Here is an 18265-nt window from a genome sequence, read left to right on the forward strand (position 1 = left end):
ATATGAAGTTACAGTTTCTAGGAGCGGCTAAACAAGTTACAGGTTCTATGTATTTGTTGGAGCTCGAAGATGATTATAAAATTCTAATTGATTGTGGTACTGACATGGAGCGTTCCATTGATTTTGATGTACCCTATGAGCCGGCTCCTTTTTTTCCTTTTGATCCGACCTTAATTAATCTAGTTGTATTAACCCATGCGCATATTGATCATTCGGGTAATATTCCCATGTTGTATCGTGAGGGTTATGAGGGGCAAGTTTTATGTACGCCACCCACGGCTGAATTAGCGGCATTGCTTTTGATGGATTCAGCTAATTTGCATTTACGGAAATTACGGTCTGCGCAAGGCGAAAGTCGGAAGAAGCATAAGCAAATGGATCGTTTGCTACGTCGAGGTGATTTATACCTTCAAAAAGACGTCGAAGATTCACTGGAAAATTTTGTGACGCTACAGTTTAATAAGAGGTTTGTTATTAAGCCGGGACTTGAATTAACGTTTATCCCTGCCGGTCACTTATTGGGTGCTGCGCATCTTTATTTTTCAATTACGGAGGGTGGCGAAACGAAGACACTAGGATTCAGCGGTGATATTGGACGTTATAATTATCCTTTACACATTGACCCATTCCCGATGCCTCCTTGCGATTATTTGGTTTGTGAAAGTACATATGGCAATCGGGTTCATGAAGATAAGCAGGAACCTATTGATGCCTTAGCTGCTGTTATTAAGGAAACTTGTTTAGATAAACCTGGTCGTTTGATTATTCCAGCATTTTCTGTTGGCCGTACGCAAGCCGTATTGTACACCTTGAATCGTCTTATCGAAGAGAGAGGCTTTCCCGCCATTCGTGTATTTACGGATAGTCCCATGGGTAAAAGCTCAACACGCATTTATTCAAAATATTTAGCGTATTTAAATCCTGAGGCACGTGAATTTCATAAAGAATATGATGATTTATTCGATGTCGAGAATCTCATCTTTTTGCAGAGTGAAAAAGAATCGCGCGCAATTCGTAATTACCACGAGCCATGTATCATCATTTCATCTTCAGGTATGATTTCCGGGGGACGGGTAGAACAACATATCGCGGACAATATCTCGAATAGTTATGCTACTATTTTATTGATTGGATATGCCGCTGATGGGACATTGGGCCGCCAACTGATGGAGGGTACGGATTTGATTCGAGTGAAAGATCGAGAATATCGTGTAAATGCCACGATTCGTAAAATTGATGTGTTTTCTGGACACGCGGATCAAAAAGGTTTATTGAAGTTTGTATCGGACCAAAAACTAGATAAATTGAAAACCATCTTCTTATCCCACGGGGAAGAAGAAAGTATGTTAGAATTTAGAGATGAAATTAGACGTTTAGGTTTTTCAGACGTTATTTTACCCGAGAAGTCTGAGACATTCACACTTTAATCTTTAATTTTGTATTCGTACAATTAGAACTAGCATGAGAACATTATTAGAATTTGAAAAGCCAATCGCCGAGTTAGAAGACAAGTTGATCGAGATGCGAAAATTGGCATTAGAAAATAATGTGGACGTTACAGCTGCTGTGGCTTCGCTCACCGATAAAATCTTAGAATTGAAAAAGGAAACCTTCGCTAATTTGACTCGTTGGCAACGTGTTCAATTATCCCGTCACCCTGATCGTCCCTATACTTTTGATTACATCGAGAAAATTTGCACCGAATTTATTGAAATTCATGGTGATCGCTCTGTTGCCGATGATAAAGCAATGGTGGGTGGTTTTGGGAATATTGATGATGAGTTTTCGGTGATGTTTATCGGCCAACAAAAAGGACGGAATACCAAGCAGCGTCAGTTACGCAATTTTGGAATGCCAAATCCGGAAGGGTACCGTAAGGCATTGCGCCTGATGAAGATGGCTGAGAAATTTAATAAGCCCATCGTTTGTTTCATCGATACGCCCGGTGCTTTTCCAGGATTAGAAGCTGAGGAAAGAGGTCAAGGAGAGGCGATTGCACGCAATATACGGGATATGTTCATGTTGAAGGTTCCGGTAATCTGTATCATTATAGGTGAAGGAGCTTCAGGAGGTGCCCTGGGTATAGCCGTAGGTGATAAGGTGCTTATGATGGAAAATACATGGTATTCGGTTATTTCTCCTGAGTCATGTTCATCCATCTTATGGCGTTCTTGGAATTACAAGGAACAAGCTGCAGAGGCATTAAAATTAACGGCTGAAGATATGCTATCAAATGGATTAATCGATGGTATTATTCCAGAGCCTCTTGGTGGTGCTCATTTAGATGCAGATGCTGCCGCCGCTAAAATTAAAGCTGTTATTAAAGAAGAATTAGCAAAGCTAAGTCAAATAGACCCTCAGGAGCGCATCATGGCTCGCATTGAGAAGTTTGGTAAAATGGGTGTAGTCGTAGAATAATCGATGGAAAAGCCTATTGCTCTTGTCTTTGATTTAGGGAATGTTTTGCTTCCCATTGATTTAGATAAGACCTATCAAGCTTTCGCTGATTTAGGTTCCTCATTTTCGGCTTCAGAAATAAAGCGAATTACTTTGGATGAAAGTTTATGGGTAGCCTATGAATCGGGTTTAGAGACATGCCTTGAATTTCAGAATCGAATCATTCAGCGCTTTCAATTATCTTGTAGTCAGGGGGAGTTTACAAGCGCTTTCAATGCTTTGCTCTTACCAATTCAAGAGGAGACAAGTAATTATGTGGCTGAACTTAAATCAATATTTCCGCTTTATTTATTGAGTAACACGAGTAAAATTCATTCGGATTTATTTTTGAGTCCGCAATATCCTAATTTCAATTTATTTGATTCGTTTACGAATATTCATTTGTCTTTTGAAATGGGTATGGTGAAACCGAATGTTCATATTTACCAACAAGTCATCGAATTAAACAACTTACATAATCATTACATCGTGTTCTTTGATGATAATGAGCACAACATTAATGCAGCTCAAAAGTATGGTTGGGATGCTGTTCTTATTCAGCCAAGTACTTCGCTTCAACAAATTAATCAGCATATTCAAAGCTTATGTTAGTTTCAAGTCCAATTTTTGATTTTCTTTTTAAGGTTTCCGGATGGAAGTTGGTGGGAAATATTCCCCAAGACCTTCCCAAAACGGTGGTAATTGTATGTCCACACGCAACTTGGAAAGATTTTCCAATTGGTTTGGGAGCTCGTTCCATGTTGAAAATGCCGATATTATATTGGGGTAAACAAGAGCTTTTTCAAGGGCCCTTTGGTGGTATTTTTTCCTGGTTAGGAGGCTATCCCGTGGATCGATCTAAAAATACGAACCTCGTTAGTTCCATTGTAGATATCTACAACAACAAAGAAAGCTTTCATGCTGTGCTTGCTCCAGAGGGTACTCGGAAAGATGTAGACAAATTAAAAACAGGATTCTACCATATTGCTGTTCAAGCAAAGGTTCCCATCATGATGATTGGGTTTGACTATGTCAATAAGGAAATTCGGATTCGAGAGCCTTATTTTCCAACGGGCGATTTTGAACTCGACAAGAAAGATATTGCTCGTTATTACGAGACTATTTCAGGAGTGCAAAAATCTTGGATAAAGAATTATTTAGCTGATTGAGTGGCTCCAACAATTAACTGAGCGGTTTTTTTCGAAGCACCGGCCGGGCCTATTAATTTGACTAGTTGATCGTAGTCTGATAATTGTTGTTTTCGTACAAGACTTTTCGTATCTAGTAATTCCTTGAGGCGCCATTGAATATGTTGGCTTGTAAATTCCACTTGAATCAATTCGGGCACAGCCAATTTATCCAAAATGATATTAACGAGTGAGATAAATTTAATCTTCACCAATAATTTGGCAAGTGAGTAAAATAACCAATCCGTTTTGTATACTACAATTTGAGGTACTTTGAATAGGCCTGTTTCTAAGGTTGCCGTACCTGAGGTGACTACTGCAGCTTGAGCATGACTAAGTAAATCATAGGTCTGGTCATAAACGATCGGGATGGAATAAGCGCTATAAAGTTCTTGCCATTCGCGTAGGCCAGCAACCACAAAGTTCCATTGTGGATTTTCCAATTTTAATTGATTGAAAACGGGCATTGCACTTTTGATTTCCTGTTTCCGACTTCCTGCGAGTAAAGCGATGTAGGGTTTTTCTAATTGGTTCTTCGTTAGAAACTGTTCATTTATTTTAAAATGACAAACGGCATCTTGTAAGGGATTCCCTACATAATGTGTATTAACACCCTTTTCTTGAAATAACTTTAGTTCAAATGGGAAGATGACGTACAATTCGTCAACCCATTTTTTGATATCATCAATTCGACCTTTGTTCCAAGCCCAAACTTTTGGAGCGATGTAAAATTGCGTGTGAAAGCCTTTTAATTTTGCTATTCGTGCTGCTTTAAGATTAAATCCACCATAATCGATAAATATAATGGTGTCGGGTTTAAAGGCTTCGATTTGCTGAGCAAATCGTTGAAATAAACCTTTTAGTCTTGCTAGATTTTGTAAAACCCCGAGTAAGCCCATGATGGCCAATTCCTTGTGGTGGATTAATATTTCAGCTCCGGCCGCCTCCATGCCATCGCCACCCCATGCTTGTATTTCAGCCTGCGGATCCATTTGTCGGATCTCTTGAATCAGATGAGATCCGTGCAAATCCCCTGATTTTTCGCCTGCCAAAATAAAGTATTTCATGCCTTATTCACCGAAGTATTCGACGGAGTTTTTGTTTGTTTCTATCAGATGCAATTTATGCAAGGTAGCCGTTTTTGAATTGGCTTTAATTTGTGGTGCCAAGATTTTCCAAAATTCCATGATAAGAATCTCACAACTTGCTAGTTTACCCTCCATGAAATCCACATCTAAATTGAGGTTTTTGTGATCGACTTTGTCAATGATTTCTCTTTTAATTAAATCACCTAAAGTCTTTAAATCAAATACAAAACCCGTATCAGGATCAGGTAATCCTTTGACGGTAACGATTAATTCGAAATTGTGACCGTGCCAATTATTATTAGCACATAAGCCAAATACTTCTTGATTTTTTTCTTCTGACCAGGCGGGATTGAAGAGCCGGTGTGCGGCATTAAAATGTTCCTTTCGGATTACGTAGACCATTGTTTTCAGTTTTTGTGAAGGATGTCTGGGAAAACAATAGCAGACAATCCAATTATTTGACAAAGGTACAAAAGCTATTGAGAATATGCGTAAATTTGTTGCTTAAATAGCTTTATTATGATTATTGTTACGGGTGCCGCTGGATTTATTGGGAGTTGTTTGATCGCTCGTTTGAATGAGTTGAATTTTAATTACATCATTGCGGTAGATGATTTTTCTTTTCCGGAGAAAAATAAGAATTTGGAAGGTAAGAAGATCATGCAACGTGTCAATCGTTCTGAGTTTTCGAATTGGTTAGATAATCATTATCAAGAAGTTGAATTTTGTTTCCACATTGGGGCGCGTACAGATACCACCGAATTTAATAAATCAATTTTCGATGAGTTGAATGTTACTTACTCGAAGATGATTTGGAGTAAATGCATAGCCTATCAAATCCCATTAGTTTATGCTTCTTCCGCAGCAACCTATGGATTGGGTGAATTGGGATATGATGATAATGAGTCCAATATCCCTATGCTTAAGCCTTTAAATCCTTATGGGGACTCGAAAAATGAATTTGACATTTGGGCTTTACAACAAGAGAAAAAGCCATTTTTTTGGGCCGGTTTAAAGTTTTTCAATGTATATGGTCCAAATGAATACCATAAAGGAAGAATGGCGTCAGTTATATGGCATGCCTTTCGTCAGATTAATGAAACAGGAAGTTTAAGACTCTTTAAGTCGCATCGCTCGGATTATAAGGATGGCCAACAAAGCAGAGATTTTATCTATGTGAAGGATTTAGTTTCAGTTTGTATTTTCTTAATGGAGCATCGGAAGAATTCAGGTATTTATAATTTAGGAACAGGGATTGCCCGTGAATTCAACGATTTAGGTAAGTCAACTTTCATCGCCATGGACAAACCCGTGTCGATCAATTACATCGATACTCCTGAAGATATTCGAGATAAATATCAATATTTTACGGAGGCCAATATGCAGAAATTACGTTCGATTGGTTACGGAAAGGAATTTTATAGTTTGGAAGAAGGGGTGAAGGATTATGTGCAGAATTACCTTATTCCTGGGAAGTATTGGTAAGTTTTTTGAGACCCTCTTCGATAAAGCCCTGGCCATAGGCCAACAATTGGATATTTGCCGCAATTAAGCCTAAAAGACTGACTTTTAGGCTTTTTGTTTGCCTAAGGGCGTCCATAAAGATGGCCAACCAATAGATCAATAATCCTATAAACAATAGGTTGCCTAAAGTTGGCAAGAGTATGTTAAGCAAGATCGTATTCCAGAAATAGATGAAATAGCAGGCAGGAAAAAAATGAACCCACTTCAGTTCTTTTGGAAAAAACCGACTGATATTGATGCGTGCCCGACCAAAGAAATGAATCTGCTTATAAAATTGTTTGAAACTTGTTCTGCGTTTATGGTAGATAAAAGCGTTTGGAATTAACCCTGATTTAAACCCTAAAGAAATACAGCGAATACTGTATTCGATGTCTTCTCCCATCCGTGTGATTTTAAACCCTTGGCTAGCCTCCCAAACTTGCCTTGAAATACCCATATTAAAACTTCTCGGATGGAATTGGCCGCCTACATTCTTTTCTTTTCCACGAATGCCACCTGTCGTAAACAAACTGGTCATCGCAAAACTAATGGCCTTTTGTACGGGTGTAAAGGAGGGGTGGTCTTTATCGGGGCCACCAAAGATATCAAGTTGGCCTTTCTCAATACCCGATATCACCTCATTTAGGTAATTGGATTCAATTAAGGCATCTGAATCTAAAATAACGAAGAAATCACCTTTTGCACGTTCAAAGGCATAATTACGGGCAAAACCTTGTCCACCATTTTCTTTCTCGAAATAGTGAATATCAAGTTGGCCGTTGTATTTGGCTACAACATCATTGGCTTTGATGCTGGAACCATCTTCAATGACGAGAACTTCAAAATTTTTATAGTTTTGTTTTGTCAGACACGCTAATAGTTCATCCAATTCCTGTGGACGATTATAAACGGGTATGATGACACTGAATTGCATGTTAGGAGAACATTTCCGAGAGTGTTTCCTCGCTGGCTTGTAAAATTTTCTGCATTTCCACTTCCCCTAAAGCATCAGATAAAAACCACGATTCAAATTGGGAAGGCGGAAGGTATACGCCTCTTTTCAGCATACCTTGAAAATATTGTCCGAATAAAGTTAAATCACATGTTTTGGCATCACTGAAGTTCTTTACGGGAGTATCTGTAAAGAATAGTGTAAACATGGATCCCAATTGATTGACTGTGTAATTCTTCCCCAATTGCTTTAATTGTGACTGAATACCGTGTTTCAACGCTTTTCCTTTTTGAGCTAAACGGTTATATACGTCCTCATCGGAGGTAATTAGATTTAACATGGCTAAGCCGGCTGTTGTTGCCAACGGATTTCCACTCAATGTACCAGCCTGATAAACAGGGCCGGCCGGTGCAATCATGTCCATGATATCGGATTTTCCTCCATAGGCGCCAACAGGTAGACCTCCACCGATGATTTTACCTAAGGTGGTTAAATCGGGTTGCACACCGCAAACACCCTGGTATCCGCTTGGGGATTGCCTAAAACCCGTCATTACCTCATCGAATATCAATAAAGCCTTGTACTCATCGCATAATTCGCGTAAACCTTCTAAATAGCCAGGTTCAGGAATTACGAGTCCCATATTACCAACGACCGGTTCAACGATAACCGCAGCGACTTCGGTTGGATTTGCTTCAAACAAGGATTTAAGCGAGTTTAAATCATTATAAATGGCAGTCAAGGTATCGCGTGCTGTGGATACGGTTACGCCTGGGCTATCAGGAGTTCCCAAGGTAGCTACCCCAGAACCAGCTGCAATTAAAAAGGAATCTCCATGTCCATGGTAACATCCTTCAAATTTGATGATTTTATCCCGCTTGGTATAGGCACGCGCTAATCGAATAGCAGCCATGGTTGCTTCGGTACCCGAATTCACTAGTCTAACTTTTTCAATCGAGGGAACCATGGAAACTATTTTCTCTGCAATTTGAACTTCCTTTAAGCTAGGAGCGCCAAATGAAAAACCATCGGACAATGCTTCGCGTACGGCATTCTCAATGACAGGATGCGCTTGGCCAAACAACATCGGACCCCAAGAACCAATTAAGTCGATATATGAATTTCCGTCTACATCGGTTAAATAGGCTCCTTTCGCTGATTGAATGAATACAGGATTTCCACCCACTGATTTAAAAGCCCTAACAGGTGAATTTACACCGCCAGGTATCAGTGTTTTTGCTTTCTCGAAATAAATAGAACTTAATGTAGCCATTATTTTTTCTTACCTTTTTTCTGTTCTGCAGCAGCTTTTTGTTGTTCCTCCATCGTCTTCAATTGTGTTTGAAGGTAGGATGAGAAACGAGATTTCTTTGCTCCACCGCCCGCTTTGATTTTGGCACGATTAGCCTCCAAAAGTGCCTTGATTTTGTCTTCATTAACAAATTTACGAATAGCTAATTGTTGGCCGATCGTCACTAAGTTTGAAATGAAGTAATAAAAGCTAAGTCCAGCAGGGAAGGAGTTCATGACGAACATAAAAATAACAGGTGTAATGTAAGCCATCATCTTCATGTTGATCGGTTGACCTGGCTGATCAGGTGTAATTTGATTGTTGTAATATCCGTAGGCTAACTGTGATACGGTCATCAACAAACAGAATAGACTGATGTGAGAACCATAGAATGGAATAGCGAACGGTAAATTTAAAATCGAGTCATAGGTGGATAAGTCTTCTGCCCACAAGAAGGATTCCTGACGAAGATTAATCAAATTCGGGAACAACATAAAAACAGCCATTAAAATCGGCATAGTCGCAAGAACGGGAATACATCCACTTAATGGATTAACCCCAACTTCACCGTAGAGCTTCATCGTTTCTTGTTGGACACGCGCCGGATCATCCCCAATTTTCTCTTTAATCGCAGCAATTTCAGGTGCTAAAATTCTTGTTTTAGCCATCGAAATGTAGGACTTGTAAGTCAATGGTAATAAGGCTGTTTTAATAATCAATACTAATAAAACAATCAATAAACCGTAATTGGAAATAATGCTCTCTAAGAAATCAAATAGAGGTACGAATATGTATTTCGTGATCGGTAATAAGAAATCGTAGCTCAACTTAACATTCTTGCCAAAAGCAGGTGCAATGTTCTTTACGATGGAATAATCATTCGGTCCAAAGTAGAATTTGAAATTTGATTTTCCTGTACTTAAATCCCCCATCGGAGCCACTAATTGAGCGTCCAATGTTTTGATGTTAACAGAGTCTGTTGGGTTAGGCGTAGCTGTTAAATTCGCTTTTGTAAATAAAGTACCTTGCGGCACTAGACCCGCTAGAAAATATTTCTTTTTGAAAGATAACCATTGAATCGATTGACTTAGGTTTTCATTCGTAACGCTCGATGGATTTTCGCTTAAATAGTCAAATTCCTCATCTTCCGTCAATAAATAGTTGATGGTTGCTTTTCTTTCCTCTTGAGCATCCTTTTCAGTCTGAGAAACATTTTCCTTCCAATGAATGAAATATTCGTTACCCGTTAACTCTGCGCTGATTTCTTTGGCATCGATGGAATAAGATAATTCAAAGCCGCTTTCTGGTAAACGATAGGTTTGACTTATTTTCTTACCGTTAGGAAGGGTACTCGTAAATATTACTTGATTCTGAGATGATTGCGCTTGGTAAACCAGTTTGGATAGTGTGAGCTTTTTACCTGCTGCTGGAACTTCTACATCAAATACATCTTTGTTGGCATCAAACAATACAATTCCGGCATTTTTACCCTGTGTATAATTCTTGTAACTCTTGTAATTTTTCAATTCAACACGAACTAATTTAGCTCCGTAGTTCGAAAGGGTAACTTTCAAGTTCTCATTCTCGAGCGTGCTCAAGCTTTCTTTAATTTGAACTGTAGAATCCGCAATGACTGCTACTGCAGCAGTCTTAGGATTTGATTTTGTCGGAGTTTGTGCTGCCACTTCCTTTTTAACAGGTAGTGGTTCTTTGGGGGCAAAAAAGTATTGATAGCCAAGTAACATGGCCATAATAAGTACAATCCCTGATATTGAATTCTTATCCATAGTATCTTTTACTAAATCTATTTAGCGTTTTTGATGAAAGGTACGGCATGTTGGTATGCCGCCTTAATAAATTGAACAAATAGGGGTGAAGGTGCCTCTACGGTTGATTTGTATTCTGGGTGAAACTGAACGCCTACAAAAAATGGGTGATTAGGGAGTTCAACAATTTCCACTAAGTTGGTGTCTGGATTAATTCCCGATGTAACCATTCCGGCTTGATGGAATTGCTCTAAATAGGCATTGTTAAATTCATAACGATGTCTATGGCGTTCTTGAATTAAGGATTTTCCGTAAATTTTAAAAGCATGTGTTCCTTTTTCGATTTTACAAGGATAAGCGCCTAATCGCATGGTTCCTCCTTTTTCGGACACGTCTTTTTGGGAATTCATTAAATCAATGACTGGATAGGCGGTTTCTGGATTCATTTCGAATGAATGTGCTCCTTCGAGTCCAACTACATTGCGCGCGAATTCGATTACTGCACATTGCATACCTAAACAAATACCTAAAAACGGAATACTGTTTTCACGGGCAAAGCGAACCGCATTGATTTTTCCTTGAATTCCTCGTTCTCCAAACCCAGGTGCCACTAAAATACCATCCAATCCTGTTAATAATTCTTCAATGTTATCCTCAGCGGTTTCCGATGATATCCATTTTACATTTACTTTAATCTCATTGGCTACGCCTGCATGAATAAATGCCTCCGCAATTGATTTATACGAATCTTTCAATTCTACGTATTTACCTACTAGGCCTACGGTAATTTCAAATTTTGGATTTTTTAATTTAGTTAAGAAGTTGGACCAAGCTGTAAGATTGGAATCCTTATCGTTGTAAATATCTAATTTATAAAGAACCCGGCTATCTAAGCGCTCTTGTTTCATCAATAATGGAACGTCATATATCGTGTCAGCATCACGTGCCTCAATGACATCTTGTTCCGAAACATTACAGAATAAACCGATTTTACGCTTCATTTCTTGCGGAATGGCATGCTCGGTCCGACAAACTAAAATGTCTGGCTGAATTCCGGATTCCGACAATTGCTTAACAGAGTGTTGCGTGGGTTTCGTTTTTAACTCACCGGCAGATGCCAAATAAGGGATAAGTGTTAGGTGGATAAACAAAGTATTTTTTTCTCCTAAATCCCATTTTAATTGACGTGCAGCCTCGATAAATGGCAAAGATTCGATGTCACCTACGCAACCACCAATTTCCGTAATCACAATATCAAACTTCCCTGTTTCTCCGAGTATTAAAATATTACGCTTGATTTCATCGGTAATGTGCGGTACCACTTGGACCGTTTTACCTAAATAATCACCTTTACGTTCTTTGGTAATGACGTTGTGGTACACTCGACCAGTCGTAATGTTATTGGCTTGACTGGTGGGCGTATTTAAAAAACGCTCATAATGTCCTAAATCTAAATCCGTTTCTGCTCCATCGTTGGTCACATAACATTCGCCATGTTCGTAAGGATTCAGGGTTCCTGGATCAATATTAATGTAGGGGTCAAATTTTTGGATGGTGCAAGTTAGCCCTCTTGCTTGCAGTAACTTGGCTAATGATGAGGCGATAATGCCTTTTCCTAATGAACTTGTTACTCCGCCCGTAACAAAAATGTACTTCGCTTTTTTAATGTTCCCCTTGCCAGACATTCGATTGAATTGTTTATTGATTACGGGAAACAAAGATACGAATAATAACCACATCGAATTAATCCTATTTTTATTTTATCTTGCATTGTAGATAGTTTTTTTCTGTTTTTATGTCACTCCAACTTTATTCTGCCTCAGCCGGTTCTGGTAAAACTTATACTCTTACGGTGGAGTACATCAAATTAGCGCTTCGTGAAGTAGAAAGAAGAGGATATTTTCGACGTATTTTGGCTGTTACGTTTACGACCAAGGCGGCGGAAGAAATGCGTTCAAGAATTAGCGAGTTTTTACATGGTATAGCGCACATGAATCAATTGCCCGAAAGGGAGAAGGCCACATTTAGGTCAATGATAAATTCGATACTTGCCGACTATGCATCGGAGCAATTGTTTATTTCAGAAGATGAATTGATTCGTAGAGCACGCGATACCCAACAACAACTATTACAAGATTACGGTCTTTTTTCGGTCATGACGATCGATAGTTTTGTTCAGCGTCTAAGTTCAACGTTTATCGAGGAATTGCATTTGCCAAATCAATTTGAGGTGCTTTTAGATTCCAATCAATTAATGAATGAATTGCTGGATCAATTGCTGGATAAGGTAAACCAACAAGGCGACCCAATCATAACCAATTTGCTTTTGGATTTTGCTAAGTCTGAAGTAAATGAAGGCCGAAGCTGGAATTTATTGCGACAAAATCTACACGATTTCTTAAAGATTTGTTTGAATGAGGAGTACTACACGATTAAAAAGGAAATGGACCCTCTGCGTATTGAGGACTTTCTACAAATAGAAAAGCAGTTAATCGAAGAAATGAATGAGGTTAATCTAAACCTTATTAATCTCGCATCACAGTTCTTGAATATTCTCAAGGATGCTGGAATTTCGGGAGACATGCTAGCCTATGGCAAAAATTCGGTGGCTTCCTATTTTAATCGAATTGTAGAAGCCGGTGAATTCGAAGAACATGGATTAAGTTATTTGCGTTCATCTGTAGTCAGTGGGCAGTGGACATCAAAAAGTCAGGAGGAATCGATTAAGTTAACTGTTGCAGGAATAGCTCACCAACTTGTTGAAACCGGATCCGAATTCATTGAAATTTATGATACTCATTCAACGCGATATTTCTTATTTAAATTGATCAAAAAGGATATTAAGAAAATAGCCTTGTTGGCAACAATTACGGATGAATTGCTTCAATATCAAAATGATCATGGAGCGGTTTCGATTTCGGAGTTTTCAAAAAGATTAAATGAAATCATCGCAAATGACCCAGTACCCTTTATTTATGAGAAATTAGGGGATCGTTTTAATCATATATTAATTGATGAGTTTCAGGATACCTCTATTTTACAATGGCAGAATTTTATGCCCCTATTGGAGAACGCTGTTTCGCAGGGTAAGAAAAATTTGCTTGTTGGGGACGCCAAGCAATCCATTTATAAATTTAGAGGGGGAGAAGTAGGCTTGATTTCTTCACTCAAGGTTTCTGATCATCCCTTTATGGAGGAAAAATTTCAAGACAAGCCTTTGGATTTGGAACGTTTTGACTATTTGAGGACGAATCGCCAACTTAAAAATCTCGACTCAAATTATCGCAGTGCTATAGAAATAGTCAATTTTAATAATGATTTTTTTACTTGGGTAGCGTCTAATCCTAAGTTTCAAGCGTGGTCTTCGTTGGTTGATCCCACCTATGGGATGGATTTAAACCAAATTCCTCGGGTAAGCCCAAATAAATATTCTGGTAAAGTCGACGTTTTAGTATATCATAAACCCTTGGTTGATAATCACGCAGAATTAGAGTCTGCTTGGATGTTAGACCGTACCTTGGAGTTGATTCAACAAGAATTAGCCAATGGATTTCAATACCGTGACATAGCCATTTTGACTCGAAAAAATAAGCAGTCGAAATACTTAGCGATCCAACTGAAAGAGCGAAACATTCCGGTTATATCTTCCGATTCATTGTTGGTACACTACGCCAATGTCGTTGGTTTCATTATTGCCTTTATGCGTTTGAAAACCGATTCACGTAATGCCTTTCGTTACAAAGAATTACTGTTTCAATATGCCGATTTATGTCATGAGCCGGTTGATTGGGAATTGATTAGTGCTGACTTAAAAAATAATCAGGATTATTACCAGGAAGCCCTGTTATACTTTAAGCAATTAGGTTTCCTTTTTCATGAAGATGAAGGTCATTTAGTTTCATGGGTTTATGGATTGGTTTCAACTTTCAATTTGACCCACTTTACAGATGAGATCGAATATTTATTTAAACTGTTAGACCTCATCAATGAGTTTGTACTTTTAAAAACGGATGATTTTGAGGCTTTTTTGGTCTTTTATGATTCGAATAAAGCAACATTTAGTATTGCAAGTCCAGAGGGAGGGAATGCCATAACAATCACAAGTATACATCGATCCAAGGGCTTGGAGTATCCCGTTGTTATTTGCCCTTTTGTGAGTTGGACTCACCAACCTCAATCCGAAAAAGTCTGGTTTGACTTAAGGCCTTTAGATATTCCAGCTTTAAAATTAGATAAGAATGTAGCACTCAATCATTATTACGGTCGGGTAACACCGAAGGAATTAACGAATTTCGAAATCTTACATAGGCAGAAGAAATCTGAGTATGATGCGGTGTTTTTAGATTCCTTAAATATGCTTTATGTCGCCTTTACCCGTCCAAAGCAGCATTTGCATATTCTTTTGGCAGAACCCAATGCACAAGCGCATGCAATGACAAAAAAGTCATTTCAGGATTCATTGGGTCAAATTGTTTATGATTATTGTTTGAACAACCCAGATTTTGAACGTGCTGTACCAACCTATGTGATAGAAAAGCAAAATTGTGAATATTTTGTTCCTCAAGATGCGTCTCAATTTATTAAGCAAAGTGTTGACAATCAGTTGGTTGATGAGAAGTTGTTAAACCTAAATACGCAAATTAAAAGTCAAGTTGATTTTCGTATTCAAACCTACCAACAAGATTTATACACAAGTGCGCAATCCAAGCGGGAGCATGGTGAAATGGTTCATAATTTATTAGCCAAAATCAAGGATATTGAATTTTACCAAACTTATTATTCGCAAATTATTCATGCACTCGCTGATGAGACAAAGGATTTGTTGAACTGCATTATGGAGAACAAGCAGATTCAATCCTATTTTAAAAAGGGTGAGCTTTTATTTGTGGAACGCGATATTCTTTGTCCAGATGGTGAGGTGGTTCGCCCCGATCGAGTTATCCAACAAAAGGATTCGACAATTATTATCGATTTTAAGACGGGTAAGGTGGATGAAAAACATCGAACTCAATTAGAAAAGTATAAGGAGAAATTAGGCCAACTAGGCTATAAACAGATTAAAGCTGTTCTCATCTACATTGAAAATCAACAAATTGAAGAAGTTTAGCCTAGTCATATGTTGCCTTCTGGCAAGTTTATTTCTCGATTCTTGCCGATTGGTTTCGCGCATTAATCGTTCAATTTTTCATCAAAATACATCTCAATTTACGAATCGAGAAATAGATAATTTAGTAGAAGTAGCTAAATCTTACAAGGGTGTTGAATATCGTTATGGTGGTTCCGATGTTTTGGGAATGGATTGTTCAGGCTTACTTTTTCGAGTTTATTCAGATCAAAATTATATAATTCCACGAGTGACTATTCAACAAGCGGAATTTGGTTTGCCGGTATCTATTGATGGCATTGCTCAAGGGGATTGGTTGTTTTTCAAAACGATTGGTTCTGAAAACATTAATCATGTTGGTTTGGTTACCAAAGTGCATGGACCCAATGAGGTTTTATTTATACATTCAAGTACAAGTAAAGGAGTTCGAGAGGATAATTTATACAATAATTATTGGTTTAAGGCTTTTCAAAAAGTTATACGGCCATATAAAAATAATTCAAATTGAACGATGGTTTCTCCGTTGACTTGACGTATTTTTGCATTCTTTTTTAATAAACATATGGGAAAAAAAGTTATCATAATTGGAGCAGGTGGAGTAGGCAATGTTGTTGCTAAAAAATGTGCGATGAATCCTGCATTCTTTTCAGAGGTTATATTAGCTTCTAGGACATTAAAAAAATGTGATGCAATTGCAGAAGAAGCTAAGAAAATTGGCCTGCCTACATCCATTCAAACCAGACAAGTGGATGCGGATGATGTGCCAGCTTTAGTCAAGTTATTTAATGAAGAAAAACCCTTTATGGTAATTAACGTGGCTTTACCATATCAGGATTTAACCATTATGGATGCTTGCTTAGCAACAGGTGTTCATTACATGGATACAGCAAATTATGAGCCTAAAGATGAAGCCAAGTTCGAATATTCTTGGCAATGGGCTTATCAAGAGCGTTTCAAAGAAGCTGGATTGATGGCTTTATTAGGTTGTGGTTTTGATCCAGGTGTTACTGGGGTTTATACAGCTTATGCCAATAAGCATTATTTTGATGAGATGCATTATTTAGATATCATCGATTGTAATGCGGGTGATCATGGTAAGGCTTTTGCGACCAATTTTAATCCGGAAATTAATATCCGCGAAATTACACAGAAAGGTAAGTATTGGGAAAATGGTCAATGGGTGGAAATTGATGCGATGTCAATTCATAAACCGATCAATTATCCGAATATTGGACCTAAGGAATCCTATCTATTATATCATGAGGAATTAGAATCTTTAACGAAGAATTTCCCTAGCATTAAACGGGCTCGTTTTTGGATGACTTTTGGTCAGGCTTATTTAACACACTTGGAAGTGTTGCAAAATGTTGGAATGACTTCGATTCAGCCCATTAAGTTTAATGGTATGGACATCGTTCCTTTGGAATTTTTGAAAGCTGTATTGCCTGAACCAGGAACATTAGGCGAGAATTATTCGGGTCAAACATCGATTGGTTGTCAGATTAAAGGCGTTAAGGACGGTAAGGATACGACGTATTACGTATATAACAATTGCCATCATGCCGACTGCTACAAGGAGGTTCAAGCGCAAGGTGTATCCTATACGACAGGTGTACCAGCTATGATTGGTGCGGCATTGATGTGCGAAGGCACTTGGTTTCAGCCAGGGGTTTACAATGTGGAAGAATTTAATCCAGATCCGTTCATGGAATTATTAAATGTCCACGGACTACCTTGGAATGAGGAAATTAACGGCGAATTGCCACACGAATATTAGTATGTCGCAATACCCTGAAATAGCCTCTCCCGCCTATGTATTAGAGGAGAACTTATTGATTAATAATTTACAGCTCTTGCAACGAGTACAAAAGGAAGCAGGTGTTGAAATTATTTGTGCATTGAAGGGTTTTTCCTTTTACCATGCCTTTCCCGTTGTCAAACAATATTTGGCTGGTGCTACCGCAAGTTCATTACATGAAGCTCGTCTGGCGTTTGAGGAAATGGGAAAGAAGTGTCATGCATACACGCCAGCTTATTTGCCCGCTGAGTTTGATGAGTTTATGTCTTATGCGAGTCACATGACATTTAATTCCTTGAACCAGGTCCATCAGTTTGCATCCAAGGCATCACGTAAGGGTATCTCGTGTGGTATTCGAATTAATCCCGAATATGCCGAGGTGGAGACCGATATGTATAATCCATGTATCGCAGGTTCTCGCTTAGGAATTCGTCGGCATGATATCGGGGAGTCTTTACCGGAAGGTATTGAAGGTTTGCATTCGCATACCTTATGTGAAAATGATTCATTTGTGTTAGAGCGTACACTTCAGGTGATTGATGAGAAGTTTGGAGATTTGTTGACACAAGTTAAATGGCTAAACCTAGGCGGTGGTCATTTAATTACGAGAGCGGATTATAATGTCGAACATCTAATTCAAGTCTTAAAGACATTTAAAGTTAAATATCCCAACCTTCACATTATTCTTGAGCCTGGATCAGCTGTAGGTTGGCAAACCGGTTTCTTGAAATCAACGGTTTTGGATATTGTCCATTCAGCGGGAATTGATGTTGCTATTCTAGATGTATCTTTTGCCGCCCACATGCCAGATACCCTGGAAATGCCTTACAAGCCTCGTATTCGACATGCTTCGATGGAGCCGGTGGTGGATAAGCCAACTTACCGTTTTGGAGGTATGACTTGCCTCGCAGGTGACTATTACGGGGATTATTCCTTTGAAACACCTTTATCGATTGGGGATGAAATCATTTTTGAAGATATGATTCATTATACGATGGTGAAAACGACGACTTTTAATGGGGTAAACTTACCGGACATCGGAATGATAGATCGGCAAGGGCAGTATCACCGATTTAAACATTTTGGTTACGAATCATTTAAAGATCGATTATAAGTAAAAAGGACTCCGATGGAGTCCTT

Annotated in this window: 15 protein-coding genes; 9 read left to right on the plus strand and 6 right to left on the minus strand. The window is 38.6% G+C overall.

Annotated elements, in window-relative coordinates; all coding sequences use genetic code 11:
- Positions 1 to 2 precede the first annotated feature (2 nt).
- From ACMH5P_RS01490 to ACMH5P_RS01505, 4 genes are read left to right on the plus strand one after another with little or no spacing between them, the layout of a single operon-like run.
- Complete coding sequence (locus ACMH5P_RS01490) at positions 3 to 1427, plus strand: MBL fold metallo-hydrolase RNA specificity domain-containing protein (protein ID WP_459492544.1); 1425 nt, start codon at positions 3 to 5, stop codon at positions 1425 to 1427.
- 34 nt (positions 1428 to 1461) lie between these two features.
- Positions 1462 to 2418, plus strand: coding sequence for an acetyl-CoA carboxylase carboxyltransferase subunit alpha (locus ACMH5P_RS01495; protein WP_459492545.1), 957 nt, complete (start codon positions 1462 to 1464; stop codon positions 2416 to 2418).
- 3 nt (positions 2419 to 2421) lie between these two features.
- Positions 2422 to 3048, plus strand: coding sequence for an HAD family hydrolase (locus ACMH5P_RS01500; protein WP_459492546.1), 627 nt, complete (start codon positions 2422 to 2424; stop codon positions 3046 to 3048).
- Positions 3042 to 3605 carry a 1-acyl-sn-glycerol-3-phosphate acyltransferase gene (locus ACMH5P_RS01505; protein ID WP_459492547.1) on the plus strand — a complete coding sequence of 188 codons (564 nt, stop codon included), beginning with the start codon at positions 3042 to 3044 and terminating at the stop codon, positions 3603 to 3605. Before ACMH5P_RS01500 ends, ACMH5P_RS01505 begins: the two co-directional genes overlap by 7 nt.
- Here ACMH5P_RS01505 and lpxB read toward each other — a convergent pair.
- Together lpxB and ACMH5P_RS01515 are read right to left on the minus strand one after the other, a co-directional pair.
- Positions 3590 to 4690, minus strand: coding sequence for a lipid-A-disaccharide synthase (gene lpxB / locus ACMH5P_RS01510; protein WP_459492548.1), 1101 nt, complete (start codon positions 4688 to 4690; stop codon positions 3590 to 3592). The two genes, ACMH5P_RS01505 and lpxB, sit on opposite strands and share 16 nt — an antisense overlap.
- 3 nt (positions 4691 to 4693) lie before the next feature.
- Positions 4694 to 5113 carry a 6-pyruvoyl trahydropterin synthase family protein gene (locus ACMH5P_RS01515; protein ID WP_459492549.1) on the minus strand — a complete coding sequence of 140 codons (420 nt, stop codon included), beginning with the start codon at positions 5111 to 5113 and terminating at the stop codon, positions 4694 to 4696.
- 117 nt (positions 5114 to 5230) lie between these two features.
- On the opposite strand from ACMH5P_RS01515, the gene rfaD reads away from it, so the two are divergent.
- Complete coding sequence (rfaD, locus tag ACMH5P_RS01520) at positions 5231 to 6196, plus strand: ADP-glyceromanno-heptose 6-epimerase (RefSeq protein ID WP_459492550.1); 966 nt, start codon at positions 5231 to 5233, stop codon at positions 6194 to 6196.
- Here the strand turns inward: rfaD and ACMH5P_RS01525 are convergent.
- Genes ACMH5P_RS01525 through ACMH5P_RS01540 form a run of 4 tightly spaced genes read right to left on the minus strand, consistent with a single transcriptional unit; the run spans position 6174 to position 11908 of the window.
- Positions 6174 to 7148: a glycosyltransferase family 2 protein gene (locus ACMH5P_RS01525; protein ID WP_459492551.1), complete on the minus strand. Its 975-nt coding sequence runs from the start codon at positions 7146 to 7148 to the stop codon at positions 6174 to 6176. The two genes, rfaD and ACMH5P_RS01525, sit on opposite strands and share 23 nt — an antisense overlap.
- Position 7149: 1 nt before the next feature.
- The gene (gene hemL, locus ACMH5P_RS01530; protein WP_459492552.1) at positions 7150 to 8439 is read right to left on the minus strand and encodes a glutamate-1-semialdehyde 2,1-aminomutase; all 1290 of its coding nucleotides are present in this window, start codon (positions 8437 to 8439) and stop codon (positions 7150 to 7152) included.
- Entirely contained in the window at positions 8439 to 10244 is a 1806-nt protein-coding gene (yidC, locus tag ACMH5P_RS01535) for a membrane protein insertase YidC (protein ID WP_459492553.1), read from the minus strand. Before yidC ends, hemL begins: the two co-directional genes overlap by 1 nt.
- A gap of 17 nt (positions 10245 to 10261) precedes the next feature.
- Positions 10262 to 11908, minus strand: coding sequence for a CTP synthase (locus ACMH5P_RS01540; RefSeq protein WP_459492988.1), 1647 nt, complete (start codon positions 11906 to 11908; stop codon positions 10262 to 10264).
- 110 nt (positions 11909 to 12018) lie between these two features.
- Here ACMH5P_RS01540 and ACMH5P_RS01545 point away from each other — a divergent pair, with 110 nt between their 5' ends.
- From ACMH5P_RS01545 to nspC, 4 genes are read left to right on the plus strand one after another with little or no spacing between them, the layout of a single operon-like run.
- Positions 12019 to 15330, plus strand: coding sequence for a UvrD-helicase domain-containing protein (locus ACMH5P_RS01545; protein WP_459492554.1), 3312 nt, complete (start codon positions 12019 to 12021; stop codon positions 15328 to 15330).
- Positions 15317 to 15835 (plus strand): C40 family peptidase, encoded by a 519-nt coding sequence (locus ACMH5P_RS01550; RefSeq protein WP_459492555.1) that lies wholly within the window; start codon positions 15317 to 15319, stop codon positions 15833 to 15835. The genes ACMH5P_RS01545 and ACMH5P_RS01550 overlap by 14 nt, the downstream gene beginning before the upstream one ends.
- Before the next feature lie 54 nt (positions 15836 to 15889).
- The gene (locus tag ACMH5P_RS01555) at positions 15890 to 17104 is read left to right on the plus strand and encodes a saccharopine dehydrogenase family protein (protein ID WP_459492556.1); all 1215 of its coding nucleotides are present in this window, start codon (positions 15890 to 15892) and stop codon (positions 17102 to 17104) included.
- 1 nt (position 17105) lies between these two features.
- The gene (gene nspC, locus ACMH5P_RS01560) at positions 17106 to 18239 is read left to right on the plus strand and encodes a carboxynorspermidine decarboxylase (RefSeq protein ID WP_459492557.1); all 1134 of its coding nucleotides are present in this window, start codon (positions 17106 to 17108) and stop codon (positions 18237 to 18239) included.
- The last annotated feature ends 26 nt before the right edge of the window (positions 18240 to 18265 follow it).

This window comes from Aquirufa sp. 5-AUSEE-100C1 (assembly GCF_054558655.1).